Annotated in this window: 15 protein-coding genes; 4 read left to right on the forward strand and 11 right to left on the reverse strand. The window is 70.6% G+C overall.

What is annotated here, in order from left to right:
- Positions 1-9 precede the first annotated feature (9 nt).
- Positions 10-2,277, reverse strand: a complete 2,268-nt coding sequence (locus tag OWC43_RS08000; protein WP_393956286.1) for a transglycosylase domain-containing protein — start codon at positions 2,275-2,277, stop codon at positions 10-12.
- Positions 2,278-2,652: 375 nt separating this feature from the next.
- On the opposite strand from OWC43_RS08000, the gene OWC43_RS08005 reads away from it, so the two are divergent.
- Entirely contained in the window at positions 2,653-3,117 is a 465-nt protein-coding gene (locus OWC43_RS08005) for a YcgN family cysteine cluster protein (protein WP_137830623.1), read from the forward strand.
- A gap of 11 nt (positions 3,118-3,128) precedes the next feature.
- Here OWC43_RS08005 and OWC43_RS08010 read toward each other — a convergent pair whose 3' ends face one another.
- Entirely contained in the window at positions 3,129-3,740 is a 612-nt protein-coding gene (locus OWC43_RS08010) for a GNAT family N-acetyltransferase (protein ID WP_137830603.1), read from the reverse strand.
- A 351-nt stretch (positions 3,741-4,091) separates the two neighbouring features.
- On the opposite strand from OWC43_RS08010, the gene zapE reads away from it, so the two are divergent.
- Positions 4,092-5,309 carry a cell division protein ZapE gene (gene zapE / locus OWC43_RS08015; protein WP_393956287.1) on the forward strand — a complete coding sequence of 406 codons (1,218 nt, stop codon included), beginning with the start codon at positions 4,092-4,094 and terminating at the stop codon, positions 5,307-5,309.
- A gap of 107 nt (positions 5,310-5,416) precedes the next feature.
- On the opposite strand, the gene OWC43_RS08020 is transcribed toward zapE, so the two are convergent.
- Genes OWC43_RS08020 through OWC43_RS08035 form a run of 4 tightly spaced genes read right to left on the reverse strand, consistent with a single transcriptional unit; the run spans position 5,417 to position 7,759 of the window.
- Positions 5,417-5,971, reverse strand: coding sequence for a DNA-3-methyladenine glycosylase (locus tag OWC43_RS08020; protein WP_393956288.1), 555 nt, complete (start codon positions 5,969-5,971; stop codon positions 5,417-5,419).
- A gap of 9 nt (positions 5,972-5,980) precedes the next feature.
- Complete coding sequence (gene rnhA / locus OWC43_RS08025; protein WP_393956289.1) at positions 5,981-6,742, reverse strand: ribonuclease HI; 762 nt, start codon at positions 6,740-6,742, stop codon at positions 5,981-5,983.
- A gap of 31 nt (positions 6,743-6,773) precedes the next feature.
- Positions 6,774-7,559: a hypothetical protein gene (locus tag OWC43_RS08030; protein WP_393958515.1), complete on the reverse strand. Its 786-nt coding sequence runs from the start codon at positions 7,557-7,559 to the stop codon at positions 6,774-6,776.
- Positions 7,559-7,759: a hypothetical protein gene (locus tag OWC43_RS08035; protein WP_137830607.1), complete on the reverse strand. Its 201-nt coding sequence runs from the start codon at positions 7,757-7,759 to the stop codon at positions 7,559-7,561. The genes OWC43_RS08030 and OWC43_RS08035 overlap by 1 nt, the downstream gene beginning before the upstream one ends.
- A gap of 473 nt (positions 7,760-8,232) precedes the next feature.
- On the opposite strand from OWC43_RS08035, the gene OWC43_RS08040 reads away from it, so the two are divergent.
- Both OWC43_RS08040 and gshB read left to right on the forward strand, forming a co-directional pair.
- On the forward strand, positions 8,233-8,571 hold the full coding sequence (locus tag OWC43_RS08040) for a hypothetical protein (protein WP_393956290.1): 339 nt from the start codon (positions 8,233-8,235) through the stop codon (positions 8,569-8,571).
- Positions 8,572-8,621: 50 nt separating this feature from the next.
- The gene (gene gshB, locus OWC43_RS08045) at positions 8,622-9,581 is read left to right on the forward strand and encodes a glutathione synthase (protein WP_137830609.1); all 960 of its coding nucleotides are present in this window, start codon (positions 8,622-8,624) and stop codon (positions 9,579-9,581) included.
- Between the two features lie 246 nt (positions 9,582-9,827).
- On the opposite strand, the gene OWC43_RS08050 is transcribed toward gshB, so the two are convergent.
- From OWC43_RS08050 to OWC43_RS08070, 5 genes are all read right to left on the reverse strand, one after another.
- Positions 9,828-9,986 (reverse strand): hypothetical protein, encoded by a 159-nt coding sequence (locus tag OWC43_RS08050; protein ID WP_171015524.1) that lies wholly within the window; start codon positions 9,984-9,986, stop codon positions 9,828-9,830.
- 550 nt (positions 9,987-10,536) lie between these two features.
- Positions 10,537-12,108 (reverse strand): cation:proton antiporter, encoded by a 1,572-nt coding sequence (locus OWC43_RS08055; protein WP_393956291.1) that lies wholly within the window; start codon positions 12,106-12,108, stop codon positions 10,537-10,539.
- Between the two features lie 96 nt (positions 12,109-12,204).
- The gene (locus OWC43_RS08060) at positions 12,205-12,954 is read right to left on the reverse strand and encodes an N-acetylmuramoyl-L-alanine amidase (RefSeq protein ID WP_393956292.1); all 750 of its coding nucleotides are present in this window, start codon (positions 12,952-12,954) and stop codon (positions 12,205-12,207) included.
- The gene (locus OWC43_RS08065) at positions 12,951-13,676 is read right to left on the reverse strand and encodes a DnaJ family molecular chaperone (protein ID WP_137830611.1); all 726 of its coding nucleotides are present in this window, start codon (positions 13,674-13,676) and stop codon (positions 12,951-12,953) included. Before OWC43_RS08065 ends, OWC43_RS08060 begins: the two co-directional genes overlap by 4 nt.
- A gap of 210 nt (positions 13,677-13,886) precedes the next feature.
- Complete coding sequence (locus OWC43_RS08070; RefSeq protein WP_056240730.1) at positions 13,887-14,156, reverse strand: hypothetical protein; 270 nt, start codon at positions 14,154-14,156, stop codon at positions 13,887-13,889.
- Positions 14,157-14,292 lie beyond the last annotated feature (136 nt).

Here is a 14,292-nt window from a genome sequence, read left to right on the forward strand (position 1 = left end):
CCGGAGCGCTCAGGGCGTTCCGAAGCCGGTGGCGCGGGCGCCCTCGGCGACATCGACCGGGGCGAGACCGGGCACTTGGCGCTGCGTGCCGAGGGCGCCCTGGCGCGCCGGCCGGTCCGTGCCCGGCTGCGTCGCGGCCGACCGCTCCGCCTCGACGCTGCGGAACAGGCCGTTGAGGCCGGATAGGACCTCGAAGGAGCGGCGCGACAGCCGTCCGCCCGCGCTCGCCGCCGCACCCGTCGTCTCGGCCTGGGCCACCTGGGGGCTGCCCTTGCGGTCGTTCAGCCCCGGTATCGGCTTCAGCTCGATGCCCTGATGCGCCGGTGCCATGATCTCGTGCCACGTCATCGCGGGGAGCGAACCGCCGGTCATCTTGTTGGTCGGGCTGTGGTCGTCGTTGCCGTACCAGACGGCGCCGACATAATTGCCGGTGTAGCCGACGAACCACGCGTCGCGGTAGCCGTTGGTCGTGCCGGTCTTGCCCGCCACCTTCACGCCCTCGATCTGGGCTTTGCGCGCGGTGCCTTCCTCGACCACCTTGTTGAGCATGTAGTTCATGTCGGCGGTGACCTGGGACGACAGCACCTGGACCGGCTTCTCGTCCGCGTGGCGGTAGATCACCTCGCCGCTCGAATTCTTCACTTCGACGGCGGCGTACGGCTTGGCGAGCCGACCGCCATTGGCGAACACGGCGAAGCCCGCGGCCTGATCCATGACCGTCACCTCGGTGGCGCCGATCGGCAGGGACGGCGTGTCGGTCAGCGGCGTCGTCACGCCCATCGCCTTGGCGAGCTGGATCACCTTGGCGCGCCCCGCCTTGGCGGCATTCCACTCGTGGGTGATGCCCATGCCCTTGCCGATGGCCGTGGTGATCTTGATCGGGATCGTGTTGACGGATTTCGCCACCGCGAGCCACAGCGGCTGGCGGCCGGAATAGGAACGGCCGTAATTCTGCGGGCACCAATTGCCGACGCAGACCGGCGAATCGACCACGGGCGAATCCGGCTTGTAGAGGCCCGAGGCCAGGGCCGCGGCGTAGACGTAGGGCTTGAACGAGGAGCCGGGCTGGCGCAGCGCGTCGGTGGCGCGGTTGAACTGGCTCTCGCCGTAATCGGCCCCGCCGACCATCGCCCGGAGCGCCCCGTCCGGATCGAGGATCACCACGCCCGCCTCGTCCACGTCGTACTGGTCCCCGAGGCGCCGCAACATGCCTTCGACCGCCTGATCGGCCGACCTCTGGATGGAGAGATCGAGCGGCGTCTTGACGGTCAGCACCCGGTCGGAGCGCAGCTTACCGGCATCGGCCATCCGCCGGACCTCGTTGAAGGCCCAGTCGAGATAGTAGTCGGCGGTGATGTCGCGGGTCCGTGTGACCGGGGTGGCCGGGTTGCGCAGGGCCGTCTGGATCTGGCCCTCCGTGACGAAGCCCGCCTCGACCATGTTGTGCAGCACGTCCACCGCCCGGCCGCGGGCGGCGGGCAGGTTGACGTTGGGGGAGTACTTCGTCGGCGCCTTGAACAGGCCCGCCAGCATTGCGGCCTCGGCCAGGGTCACGTCCTGCAGCCGCTTGCCGAAATAGTAATCGGCCGCCGCCACGGCGCCGAAGGTGCCGCCGCCCATATAGGCGCGGTCGAGATAGAGCTTGAGGATCTGGTTCTTGGTGAGGTGGCTCTCCAGCCAGAAGGCCAGGAACGCCTCGTTCACCTTGCGCTCCAGCGAGCGCTCGTTGGAAAGGAACAGGTTCTTGGCGAGCTGCTGGGTCAGCGTCGAGCCGCCCTGCGTCCCGCCCTTGCCGGACGAGTTCGACACGAGCGCGCGGGCGGTGCCGATCGGGTCGATGCCGTAATGCTCGTAGAAGCGCCGGTCCTCGGTCGAGAGCAGCGCCTTGATCATCAGTTCGGGGAAGTCGTCGAACTTGAGCGAATCGTCGTGCTTGATGCCGCGCCGCCCGACCTCGGTGCCGTAGCGGTCGAGGAAGGTGACGGCGAGATCCTGGGCTTTCAGCCAGTTGTCGCTCGTGAGGTTGAAGGCGGGCTGGGCCAGGAACAGCAGCAGCATCGCCCCGGCCGTGCCGATGGTGATGCCCTCGCTGGTCAGATCGAGGGCGACGCGCTTCCAACCACGGAAGGCGAAGATCTGCATCCGGGCCTGGAAGCGCTCATAGGCTTCGGTGGTGGAATGGCCGCCCTCGTAGAGCCCGGCATTGACCCAGGCATCGAAGGCGAGCGCGCCCCGGGAGAGCCGTGTCTTCAGCGACTGGAGGCTGGGCAGGCGCACGGGCTGATCCGCTCTTCTTCCATTCGAGGCCGGCCTGGAGCACCCGGCCTTCCGTCCGCGACGATCCCCCCACGTTCTGTATCAGGACAGGGGCGAGGCTGCGAGCTTTCGTATCCGTTAAGGAACGCATCGTCCGCACCGCCGGCCCATCCGGTGGGTCTTGAGTTTCACTTAACCTTAACGGGGTCGATCCGGCTCCAACCTCACCGTCGATCCGGGCACAGGTGTGGCGGAGGGCGGGCGCCGGATCGCCGCGGCCCCGTCGTGACGGCGGCGAATCATGGAGCGGCCGCGCTTGCCCCTTCCCCCGCCATGCGGCAGGAGGGGCCCCGTCCCGGAATGGAACGTGACGAAACAGGGCGAGGCGCCGAGATCATGGCGGAGCGCGGCGAGGGGCCGTTCTGGCGGACCAAGACCCTCGAAGAAATGAACCCGGCGGAGTGGGAGAGCCTGTGCGACGGCTGCGGTCGCTGCTGCCTCCTGAAGCTCGAGGACGACGATACCGGCGAGATCCACCACACCGATATCGGCTGCACCCTGCTGGACGCCCATGCCTGCCGCTGCCGCGACTACCGCAACCGGGCCAAGCGCGTGCCGGATTGCGTCCGGCTGACCCCGGAGGCCGTGCGCGAGATCCCGTGGCTGCCGCCGACCTGCGCCTACCGTCTCGTGCGCGAGGGCCGCGACCTGCCGGGCTGGCACCCGTTGATCTCCGGGCGCAGGGCCAGTGTCCACGAGGCCGGCATCTCCGTGCGCGGACGCGTCTCCGGCAACGAGGAGGAATTCTCGGAAGAGGAGTATGTCGAGCGGATCGTGGCTTGGCCCGGCGAGGCGGCCTGACGCCGCAATTCCTATGCGGCCCGCGGCAGCGGGGCCGGGGCCGCCGCCGCGGCGAGCCCGAGATCGAGCATCCCTTCCACGCCCTCCCGCCAGAGCGAGAGCATCGTCGGCCGCGTGAGGCGCAGCTTCGCCTCGCTCTCGCCGTCGCGGAGGCGAAGTTCCGCGCCGAGACGGCCGGCGAGGCGCCGCATCGCCGCGTTCGCGGGCAGGCAGCGCAGGTGGAGTTCGCGCACGGCGCGGTTCCGGGCGGCTTCGGCCAGGCGCTCCAGTAGCAGGCCGCCATGACCGGCCCGGCGAAAGCCCGGCTCGACGGCGAGCGCGCCCTCGGCCCGGACGCCGAACCGGCCCGACCGTCCCTCGACGCCGAGGGGACGCAGTTCCGCCAATCCCCGCAGGACGCCGTCGACGAAGAGGCCGAACATCAGCCCCGGCGCCCGCATCGCGCGGTCGGCATGGGCCGCCACGGCGCCGTCGCCGAGGGCGGCCATGAAGCGACTCGCGCGGGCTTCCGGGTCGAGGCGCAGGAAATGCGCCCGCACGGCAGCGGCGTCGCTCGGCCAGAGACGGCGGCAGATCGTCCCCGCGGCGGGCGGGGTGCGGGAGGAAACGTCCGATAAGGACATGAGACGCGACTTCACTTCAGTGCCTGCTCGACGCATGTCGATGGCGGCGACGCTCCCCCTCCCAGGGCGGAAACTGGCGACGAACCGGATTTGTTGCAATGCAGCAAAATACCGAATCGGCCGGTTGGGCTGCATGGCTGCCCTGTGCGCGCCGGTCTGCCCCCGAGCCGGCGGCGCCCGCGTCTCGGGCCTCGGGAGACGGATCACCGGATCATGACGTGGCACGCCACGACGGCCCGCCTCGGGCGGCACTCCCCGGTCCGCGGCGGCCGTTCGGCTTGATCCGGGCCGGAGGGCGCGGCACTAGGAGACCCTTCGGCCGGAGAGGGCCGCTCATCGACGCGGCCCGGGATGCCCACGGACAAGCTCGCCCCTTCCGACCACGCCGTCGCCGGCGCGGTCTCCCCCGGCCCGGTGCGTCAGCGCTACGACGCCCTCGTCGCCGCCCGGACGATCGAGCGCGACCCGGCGCAGATGCGCCTCGTGACGGCTCTCGACGACCTGGTGCAGGCCCTGTCGCGGCGGCGGCGGGCGAAGAAGGGCAGCGCGCTCGGCTGGCTGTTCGGCCGCAAGGACGACGGGCCGGAGCCGACCAAGGGGCTCTATGTCTGGGGCTCGGTCGGCCGCGGCAAGACCATGCTGATGGATCTGTTCCACGAGGCGGCACCCGGTCCGAAGCGGCGGGTGCATTTTCACGGCTTCATGGCCGACGCGCACGAGCGCATCCATGCCCATCGGCAGGCGGTGAAGAGCGGCGAGGCCAAGGGCGACGATCCGATCCCGCCGGTCGCCGAGGCGCTCGCGGCGGAGGCCACGCTCCTGTGCTTCGACGAGTTCACCGTCACCGATATCGCCGACGCGATGCTCCTCGGCCGCCTGTTCGCGGCCTTGTTCCGGCACGGCGTCACGGTGGTGGCCACCTCGAATGTCGAACCCGACCGGCTCTACGAGGGCGGGCTCAACCGCGCCCTGTTCCTGCCCTTCGTGGCGGAGCTGAAGGAGCGCGTGACCGTTCTGCGCCTCGATTCCCGCACGGATTTCCGCCTGGAGAAGCTCGGCGGCGCTTCGGTCTACCATGTGCCCGCGGATGCCGCCGCGGCGGAAGCCCTCGACGCCGCCTTCCGCGGGCTCACCGGCAAGGCGAAGGGCCGCCCCGGCACGATCCGGGTGAAGGGCCGCACGGTGACGGTGCCGGAAGAGGCGGGGGGCGTGGCCCGCTTCACCTTCGACGATCTGTGCCGCAACCCGCTGGGCGCCTCCGACTACATGGCGCTCGCCGTCACCTTCCACACACTGATCGTCTCCGGGATTCCGGTGATGGGCGAGGCCGAGCGCAACGAGGCCAAGCGTTTCATCACGCTGGTCGATACGCTCTACGACGCCAAGGTGAAGCTCGTCGCCTCGGCCGAGGCCGAGCCGCCGGGGCTCTACACCGCGACGGACGGCCGTGAGGCCTTCGAATTCGATCGCACCGTCTCCCGTTTGATCGAAATGCGCTCGGAGGCCTATCTGGCCGAGCCGCACGGGCATGGCTTGTCGGAATCGAGCGCCGGCCTCGTCGAGACCTGACGGTTTTGACACTCCCCCTTCCCTCCATCCCCGCATCCTGAGGCGCGGAGCGGAGCGAGTCCTCGGGATGTGGGGGGTGAATGGGAGATGCGCGGTGCCGGACAGCCCTATCGCGTCCGTGGCAGCGGCCGGCTGACATAGGGCGAGCCGGCCAGCAGGAAGCGCCACGGCGTCTCGGCCCCCTTGGTGATGCCGATGCGGGTCGTGGCCGCCACCGCCACCGGACCCTCCGGCGGACCCCAGGCAAAGGGCGCCCGGTCGAGCGCCGCGCCGTCATGCGAGGCGTCGATGCCGAGGGCCTGGGCGAGGCGGCCGGGGCCGGCGCAGAGCCGTCGCGGATCGTCGAGGCCGCGGCGGGCGCGCATGGTGTCGAGACCCGCCGATGGGGCGAGCGCCCGGAGCAGCACGGCGCTGCCGCTCTCGCAGACGAGGTTCAGGCACCAGTGCAGGCCGTAGGAGCGGTAGACATAGGCCCGCCCCGGCGGCCCGAACATGCTGGCATTGCGCCGGGTCGGCCCCGCGAAGCTGTGGGAGGCGGGGTCGGTGCGGTCATAGGCTTCGGTCTCGACGATGGTGCCGCCGACGCCCTCGACGAGGAGGACATGCCCGATCAGCGCCGCCGCGACGGTCGCGGCGGGGCGGTCGAAATCGGCGATGTCCATCCGGCGCCCTCAGGAGGCTTTTCGCGAACACTCCGCCCGCACGCGGGCGATGCCGGCGGGGCCGAGGTCGAGGGCGAGCCGCACGGCCTCTTCCAGGAGCGCCTGGGGCGTCGTGTCGGCCCGGGCGGCGGCGCGGGACAGGGCCCCGACGAGATCGGAGGGGAGCTGGACCGGACTGGTCTTGGCCTCGACCTTGGCCTGGACCTTGACCTGAGCCGAGCTCGGCGGCGCCGAGACGGGCATCGTGGCGGAGGCCGAAGCCTCGCTGGTCGCGGAGGCGGCGACCGAGGAGGATGCGGCCGCGGACGCCGCAGTGGTGGCCGACGACGTGCCCGTGATGCCCAGCAGCGCCTCGCGGCGCCCCTGCGCGGCGAGGCGGTCGGCGCGCTCGTTGCCCGCCTCGCCGGCATGGCCCCGCACCCAGGTCCAGCGGATGTCGCGGGCGGCGGCGAGCGCATCGAGGCGCTGCATCAGATCGATGTTCTTCACCGGCCCGGTGGCGGTGCGCCAGCCGCGGGCCTTCCAGCCACGCATCCACTCGGTGACGGACTTCACCACGTACTGGCTGTCGCAGCGCATCTCGATCTGCGCGCCCGCGGGGAAATGCTCCAGCGCGCTGATCGCGGCGGTCAGTTCCATGCGGTTGTTGGTGGTGGCGCGCTCGCCCCCGCACAGCTCGACCGTGCCGGCGGGGTCCTGGATCACGACGCCCCAGCCGCCGGGGCCGGGATTGGGGTCGCAGCCGCCATCCGCGTAGACGATGGTTCGCATGGGGTCCTGGGTGCTTCGGGCTCGGGACGGCCTAATACTTGGCCACGACCGGCGGAGCCAGGGCCACCGGCGCGGCGCCCTCGACGAGCCCGCAGCGCTCGGCGGCCTCCCGTGGCAGCAGCGGGTCGAGCAGGCCGCGGCGGCCTTCGAGGAAGGCCAGGGCCTGTTCGGCGGGCACCGCCTCTCGGCCGGGCATCTCGACCAGAAAATGCTCAAGGGCGTAGCGGTAGCGCGCGATGCGGAGCCCGGTCTCCAGGCGCACCCAGGCGACGAGGCAGCGGTTCTCGGCGACCCGGATCGCGGCCTGGCGCAGATCCTCCTCGTCGAGGCTCCGAGCGAGCGGCAGCGCCCGCAGGCGCATCGTGTCCGCCTCGAACACGCGGGCGGCGATGGCCGTGAAGGAGGGAATCAGCCGACCATCGGCGGTGGCGTCCTCGGACAGGCGGCGGTAGCGGGAGTAGGGGGAGCGAAACCCCTCGCCGAGCAGGCCGTCGTGATAGGACGCCAAGTCGTCGGAGCGCCACGCGGTCGGAAGCGCCCGCACGCGGGTGAGATTGGCCAGAGCATCCTCGAACGCCGCGCGCCCCTGCGCCGGCATCAGGAAGCGCCACGCCCGATCACGGAGGATTTCCTCGTCGTCGGTCAGCGGCGAGCGGGAGACCTGAAGACCGCGCTCGCGGGCCGCGATCGCTCCGGTGGTCTCGACGAGGCCGTTCCACGCGCTCTTGGACGGCCGCCCGAAATCGCCCTCCTGGGCGCAGGCGGCGAGCGAGGCCGCGAGCAGCGCGGCGAGAAAACGGGGTCCGCCCTCGTGGATCACGAGCGGCGGCGCTGCGGGACCGCCGGGGCGTCCGCGTCCGGCAGCCTCTCGTAGCGCACGCCCGTGAAGAGCAGGATCTGGCCGCGGGGGGCATCGTCCTCGCGCCGGGGACGCCGCGTCGCGGCTGCGGCGAAGGGGATCACCGCCGCGCTGCGCTCGCGGCCGGCGGTCGAAGGTCGTTGGATTGAAGGCGTCATGAGCCTGTCCCGTCATGCTGTGAAGTCGGCGTCCGCCCGCCCCGGCCCGCCGCGACGGGTCGGACAGGGTGCGGCACGGCCACCGTGGACGGGCTGGTCCGTCCGGCCGGGCTTTCGACACAAGCTCACCACGACGTGGTTAACGGAATGTTTCGCTGGCCGGCCCGAGGCGTCTCATCCGCGCCGGCGGCAGCGGCGAGGCGTCGCAGGTGGCATCCGCGCGACACCGGCCTGCTCCTTGCTTCGAGGTCTGTGCCCATGGCGGGCTTATCCTCCCTTCGACTTCGGCCCCGCGCGCGATCCGCTGCGGGGCCTTTTTTCGTGAGCGGATCGCCGTCGCGGTGGGTCGATCACCGTTCGGCGGAAGCGGGGCAGGACGGCGCCGGGGGGCCGATGCTGCGCTTGCTAACGCGGCGGGATGACCGATATGCGGGGTCGTGAGCCCCTCTCGATCGAGCGAAGGACAAGGCAGGATGCGTCCGGACTTCTCACGACTTGGCAGACGATCCCGTACGCTGCGGGGATTGTCGGTGGCTCTGCGATTCGCCCCCCTCGCCCTCGTGGCCCTGGCCGTCACTCCGGCTCAGGCCCAGCGCGAAGACCAGGGGCTGCAGCTCGGCTGCGCCAACGATTACTTCCGCCTCTGCGCGGGCGTCGATCCGAACTCTGCGGACGCCGAGGCCTGCATGACCCGCAACCGCTCGCGCCTCTCGCCGGAATGCCGTTCGGCCATTACCGATTACGACAAGCGCACGGGCGGTGGCTCGCAGCGCAGCGGGCGGGCCAAGGGCGCCGGACAGGCGGACGACTGATCACCCGGTAGGCGTGAGGCGGGCGGCGGGATGAAGACGCGGGGACGAGCATGGCGTTGACCGTCGCGGTCCAGATGGACCCGATCCAGTCGATCCGCATCGCGGGCGACACGACGTTCGGCCTGATGCTGGAGGCCCAGCGGCGCGGCCATACCCTCTACACCTACACGCCCGACCGGCTCTCGCTTCAGGGGCGGCGCGTGACCGCCCATGCGGCGCCCGTGACGGTGCAGGATGTGGAGGGCGCGCACGCCACGCTGCGCCCGCCGGAGCGGATCGACCTCGCCGAGGTCGATGTGGTGCTGATGCGTCAGGACCCGCCCTTCGACATGGCCTACGTCACCGCCACCCACATGCTGGAGAAGATCGCCTCCCGCACCCTGGTGGTGAACGATCCGGCGGAAGTCCGGAACGCGCCGGAGAAGCTGTTCGTCCTCGACTTTCCCGACCTCATGCCGCCGACCCTGATCTCCCGCGACCGCGCGGAGATCGAGGCGTTCCGGGCCGAGCACGGCACCATCGCGATGAAACCGCTCCACGGCCATGGCGGTGCGGCGGTGTTCCGGGTCTCCGAGGAGGATCCGAATTTCGGCTCGATGTTCGACCTATTCGCCGCGACCTTCCGGGAGCAATGGGTCGTGCAGCGCTTCCTCGAGAAGATCACCGAGGGCGACAAGCGCATCATCCTCGTCGAGGGCGAGCCCATGGGCGCGATCAACCGGGTGCCGGCCAAGGGCGACATCCGTTCGAACATGGTGCGTGGCGGCGCGGCCGGTGCCTCCGACCTGACGGAGCGCGAGCGCGAGATCTGCGCGATGATCGGCCCGGAGCTGCGGCGGCGCGGCCTCATCCTCGTCGGCATCGACGTGATCGACGGGCATCTCACCGAGATCAACGTCACGTCGCCGACGGGCGTGCGCACGATCAAGCGACTCGGCGGGCCGGACCTCGCGGGGCCGATCTGGGACGCCATCGAGACACGCCTCGCGGCCCGCCGCCTCGTCGCCTGAGACGTCCGGCGGAACGCGCCCTGGGATTCGGTGCCGACCACAGCCTCTTCGAGCGCCCTTGGCTTCCCGTCCGTTCGCACCGCGTGACCACGCTCGGTCCGATGACGCGGGGCCCGCTTCCGTGCCCCCGGTCTCGCCGCATCGGCTCTCGCGAAGCATCCTGGCGGATTTCAGATCCAGGATGATGCCTTCGCCTCTCGGACCGCATCGGCCCGAAAGCCGGCGTCCGCCTCTCGGGCCGATTTGCTAGCGAAAGATCGGCAAGCCGCTGCCGATCAAGGCGAGACCGAGGATCAACAATCCACCAGCGATGGATTCGGCGATCGAGACGTGTTCATCGAAGCGATGGGCGATGCCGGCCAGAAAGGCTCCGGCAACGAGGCAGACGAGAGAAGCCACGATCATTCCCTCACACGCTCTCGCGGCGGGGGCGCCGTCCGAAAGGACGCTCCCGTTCGTGCGGGGTCAACCAGATCATCGGTAACATCCGTATAGAAATGAAAATTCCGAGTCGGGGCGCGGCCAGTTCCCTGCAATCCTTCCAATATCGACATCGACAATCGTAGGTCAAACAAATCTTTTTGGCCGAAATGCGTCTCATGGTCGGATGAGGATTTGACCAACTTGAAATTGTATTGTGAGATATCGAGATACTGCAATGATCATAATCTGTGTTAAGCGGTGATGTTAGCATTGAGCAATGAGACGAAACATATGTGCGGTACATGCACCCCATCGATGCAAAAATTCGATTGGATCAATCAGAAATAATCGATCCGAATACAGAACAGTCTCTGATGACAGGGCGTAGTGATCGCGAGCTGCGGGAACGGTTGTCATGCTGAGCATGAGATTGCCGCGCTGCGCGCCGCCAAGACGCGCGATCCCGTCATGGCCCGCGACGACGCGCCGGCGGTGACGGATGTCCCTCCCGCGGGTCGCGCCGAAACGCCCCTCACGCCTCCGCCCGCGGCGTGGCGTTGAGTTCGGCCCAATCGAGTTCCTCTTCCAGCACGGAGAAGGCGTCGTCGCCGATCCGGCCGTCGCGGCGCATCGCCAGGATGCGATCGCGGGCGGCATGCACGGCCCGGCGGCGCGGCTCGTCGGCCGGGAGACTTTCGGGGGCGAGGCCCTCCTCATGGGCCTCGGCCTGGGCCAGCACGGCGTGGAACTCCCGGCGCAGGGCGTCGGCGGCCTCGGAGGTGTCGTTCTTCAGGGTCTCGACCGCGGCGCCGTAGGCCTCGGCCCGGGCCCGCCCGACCTCGCGCCCGACCGGATCCGCATCCTCCAGCCCGAGTCGCTGCAGCAACGGGCGCAGGGTCAGCCCTTGGAACACGAGGGTACCCAGCACGACGCAGAAGGCGGTGAGCACGATGAGGTCCCGATGGGGGAACCCGCCGCCCCCCGGCCCGCCCTCGGGCAAGGCCAGGGCGGCGGCGACGGTGACGAGACCCCGCATCCCGGCCCATGACACGGCGAAGCCCGCGCCCATTCCGAGATCGGCCCGTGCTTCATCCTTCCCCGCGCCGGGCTCCCCGAACCGCATCCGCCGGATGCCGCTGGCCGGCAGCACCCAGGCGATGCGCACGACCATCACGGTAACGAGGATGCCCGCCGCCACCAGCAGGTAGGAGAATTCCTGCGCCGCGCTCAACCGCTCCAGGATCGGCCCGATCTGGTTGCCGATCAGCACGAAGGCCAGCACGTTGAGGACGAAGATCACCGTCTCCCATACGGCGTTCGAGATGACCCGCTGGCGCGGGGCGGTCTGGCCCGGGGCGCGCCGGGCCACCGTGATCGCGAAGCTCACGACGGTGAGGACGCCGGACAGCTCGATCTCCTCGGCGGCGATCCAGAGACCGAAGGTGACGACGAACTGGAGCACGATGGTGCTCGGTGCATCGGCGAAGCGGCGCAGCACGCGCAGGTAGATGAGGGCCGCGAGCGGCCCGGCGATCAGGGCGCCGACGACGCTGAGCAGGAAGGCGGGCGCCACCTCGCCGAGCGAGAAATGGCCGGTGATCGCGGCGGCAACGCCGAGGCGATAGATCAACAGCGAGGCCGCATCGTTCAGCAGGCTCTCGCCGCGCAGGATCGTGGCGAGCCGGTGCGGCAGCGGCACATGGGCGAGCACCGTCAGGGCCGCCACCGCGTCCGGTGGGGCGACGATGGCGCCGAGGACGATCGCGGCGGGCAGCGGCATGTCCGGCACGAGCCAGATCGCCACCGCCGCGACCGCGGCCGTCGTCACCAGCACGGCGCCGATGGCGAGCCCGGCGATGGGGCGCCAGTTGCGCATCAGGTCGCGCAGGGAGGTGTCGTAGCCCGCATCCATCAGCACGGGGGCGAGGAACAGGGCGAGCGCCAGGTCCGGGTCGAGGCTGAGATTCGGCACGCCGGGCAGGAAGGCGAGGCCCGCCCCGCCGAGCGCGAGGAAGGCCGGATAGGGCGCGCCGAGGCGGCGGGCGAGGGCCGCGAGCAGCACGGCCCCGAACAGGACGCCGACGATCCAGTAGAACACGAACATGGGAGGCCGGCAGATAGGGCGGCCCCGGCGGCGCCGCGGCGGTGGCGACGAAACGCCGCCCGATCCCCTTTCTTTCCCGCTTCCCTCCCGAACCCGTCAGGCCGGGAGGGCGGCGATCAGGTCGCGCAGGGTCGTGATGGTCGAGGAATCGGCGACGCCATCCACGCGGGCGGGGCGGAAATGGCGCTGAAAGGCGGTGACGACCGCGCGCATTCCCTCGTCGAACCGGCCGGTCACCGGCTGGTCGTAGCCGTAGAGGGCGAACATCGCCTGGAGCGCCGCGATCGGCTCGCCCGCCTCGCCCATGGCGAAGAAACGTCCGTCGCGGATCGGGGCCGGCGCCACCCAATGGCCGATCCCGGCTGCCGCGAGGCGATCCCAGGGGAAATTCTCGCCGGGATCCTCCTTGCGGGCGGGCGCTACGTCGGAATGGGCCAGCACCCGCGCCGCCGGGATCGGATGGCGGGCGAGGATGTCGGCGCAGAGGGCGGTCACGGCCGCGATCTGCACCTCCGGATAGGGCGGCAGGCCGCCGTCATGGCCCGGATGGACGATCTCGATTCCGACGGAGCGGGAATTGATGTCGCCGATCCCCGCCCAGGACGCCCGCCCGGCATGCCAAGCCCGCTCGGCCTCCGGCACGAGTTGCACCACGCGCCCGTCCTCGAAGACGAGGTAATGGGCCGAGACCTCCGCCTCCGGGTCGCGCAGGCGCGCGAGCGCGCCCTCGGCGGTCGGCATGCCGGTGTAGTGCAGGATCAGCATGTCGATCCCGGCGCCGATCCGCGGGCCGCGATTGGGCGAGGGCAGGACCTCGGCGGCGGGGGCGTCGGCGGGAAAGGTCACCGCAGGCCCCGCTCGGCACCGATCCGGTCCCAGGCCGCGTTGATCGCCGCAAGCCGTCGGGTCGCGATCGCCACCGCCTCGGGCGGCAGGCCGCGGGCGAGCGCCCGGTCCGGATGAGTCTCGGCGACGAGACGCCGGTACTGCGCCTTGAGGGTCGCGTCATCCGCGGATCGCTCCAGGCCGAGGACGAGATAGGGGTCGTCGGACAGCCGGACATGGCGCGCGGCGATGCGGCGGAAGCCATCCTCGTCGAAGCCGAAGATACCCGCGACCGCGCGCAGATAGCGCTCCTCCTTCTCGTGGATCGCCCCATCGGCCTTGGCGATGTGGAACAGGCCGTCGAGAACGTCCTCCAGGAGCGCGGGCTCCTCGCCGAAGGTCGTGGCAAGCTGGCCGGCATAGGCCTCGAACCCATCGGTCGTCGCCTTGGCGAGGTCGAACAGGCGCTCGACGCCGGCCCGCGCCTCGGGCTCGACCTGAATCACCTGACCGAAGGCCTGAACCTCCGAATCGGTCACGACGCCGTCGGATTTCGCCATCTTGGCGGCGAGCGCGACGAGGCCGGTGGTGAACACCACGTCCCGCGGCGTCGGCCCGAACGGCGCGCCCTCGCGATCCACGAGGAAATGACCGGCCACGCCGCCCACGAGCGCGCCGATCGGCCCGCCGACCAGCACGCCGAGCCCGGCCCCGCCGATCTTACCCCAGATGCCTGCGCTCATCGGCCGGCCTCGTCACCGGGCGTTGGGAAGATAGCGGGACGGGGCACGGGCGGTCGGACGCTCCTCGGGGATCGGTCGCCGGAGTGTAACGCCGCAAAGCGGCCCGCGGTGCAAGCCCAGGGGAACGCGCCTATCCGGAACAAGGCTGCCCGAAACAGGAAGGGCCGGGGCTCCTCGCCCCGGCCCTTCCCATCATGTCCGGTGTCGCGATCAGCGGCAGTAGACGTTGCCGAACTCGTCGCGGTAGGTGCCGTAGGGGCAGCGCGGCGCCGTGGCGGCACCGGCGATGGCGCCGCCCGCGCCACCGATCGCGGCGCCGGCGAGCGCGCCGCCGGCCCGGCCCGTGGCGAGGCCGCCCACCGCGGCGCCGAGGCCAGCGCCGAGCACACCGCCGCCGAGCGCGCGATCCTGAGGCGTGTTGCAGGCGCCGAGCGAGAGGGCGAGGCTGCCGGCGAGCGCGGCGGCGATCAAGGTCTTCATGGTCGTGCAACTCCCTTGTGCATCGGCGCTCCGGCCTCGTCGCGGGACGACCCCGCCGGGCACCGGTGGTCTCACAGCACCGGCAGACGAAACGGCCAAGATTGCGGCTGGTTCGCGCCGGGACATGACATTTCGG

The organism is Methylorubrum sp. POS3 (assembly GCF_043352485.1).
Classification (GTDB): Bacteria; Pseudomonadota; Alphaproteobacteria; order Rhizobiales; family Beijerinckiaceae; genus Methylobacterium; species Methylobacterium suomiense.

Excerpts from the sequence above, each read along its gene's own strand:
- OWC43_RS08005 (WP_137830623.1), top strand. The coding sequence starts at position 2,653 with ATGGCGGAGCGCGGCGAGGGGCCGTTCTGGCGGACCAAGACCCTCGAA.
- OWC43_RS08010 (WP_137830603.1), bottom strand. The coding sequence starts at position 3,740 with ATGTCCTTATCGGACGTTTCCTCCCGCACCCCGCCCGCCGCGGGGACG.
- zapE (WP_393956287.1), top strand. The coding sequence starts at position 4,092 with ATGCCCACGGACAAGCTCGCCCCTTCCGACCACGCCGTCGCCGGCGCG.
- OWC43_RS08020 (WP_393956288.1), bottom strand. The coding sequence starts at position 5,971 with ATGGACATCGCCGATTTCGACCGCCCCGCCGCGACCGTCGCGGCGGCG.
- rnhA (WP_393956289.1), bottom strand. The coding sequence starts at position 6,742 with ATGCGAACCATCGTCTACGCGGATGGCGGCTGCGACCCCAATCCCGGC.
- OWC43_RS08035 (WP_137830607.1), bottom strand. The coding sequence starts at position 7,759 with ATGACGCCTTCAATCCAACGACCTTCGACCGCCGGCCGCGAGCGCAGC.
- OWC43_RS08040 (WP_393956290.1), top strand. The coding sequence starts at position 8,233 with ATGCGTCCGGACTTCTCACGACTTGGCAGACGATCCCGTACGCTGCGG.
- gshB (WP_137830609.1), top strand. The coding sequence starts at position 8,622 with ATGGCGTTGACCGTCGCGGTCCAGATGGACCCGATCCAGTCGATCCGC.
- OWC43_RS08050 (WP_171015524.1), bottom strand. The coding sequence starts at position 9,986 with ATGATCGTGGCTTCTCTCGTCTGCCTCGTTGCCGGAGCCTTTCTGGCC.
- OWC43_RS08055 (WP_393956291.1), bottom strand. The coding sequence starts at position 12,108 with ATGTTCGTGTTCTACTGGATCGTCGGCGTCCTGTTCGGGGCCGTGCTG.
- OWC43_RS08065 (WP_137830611.1), bottom strand. The coding sequence starts at position 13,676 with ATGAGCGCAGGCATCTGGGGTAAGATCGGCGGGGCCGGGCTCGGCGTG.
- OWC43_RS08070 (WP_056240730.1), bottom strand. The coding sequence starts at position 14,156 with ATGAAGACCTTGATCGCCGCCGCGCTCGCCGGCAGCCTCGCCCTCTCG.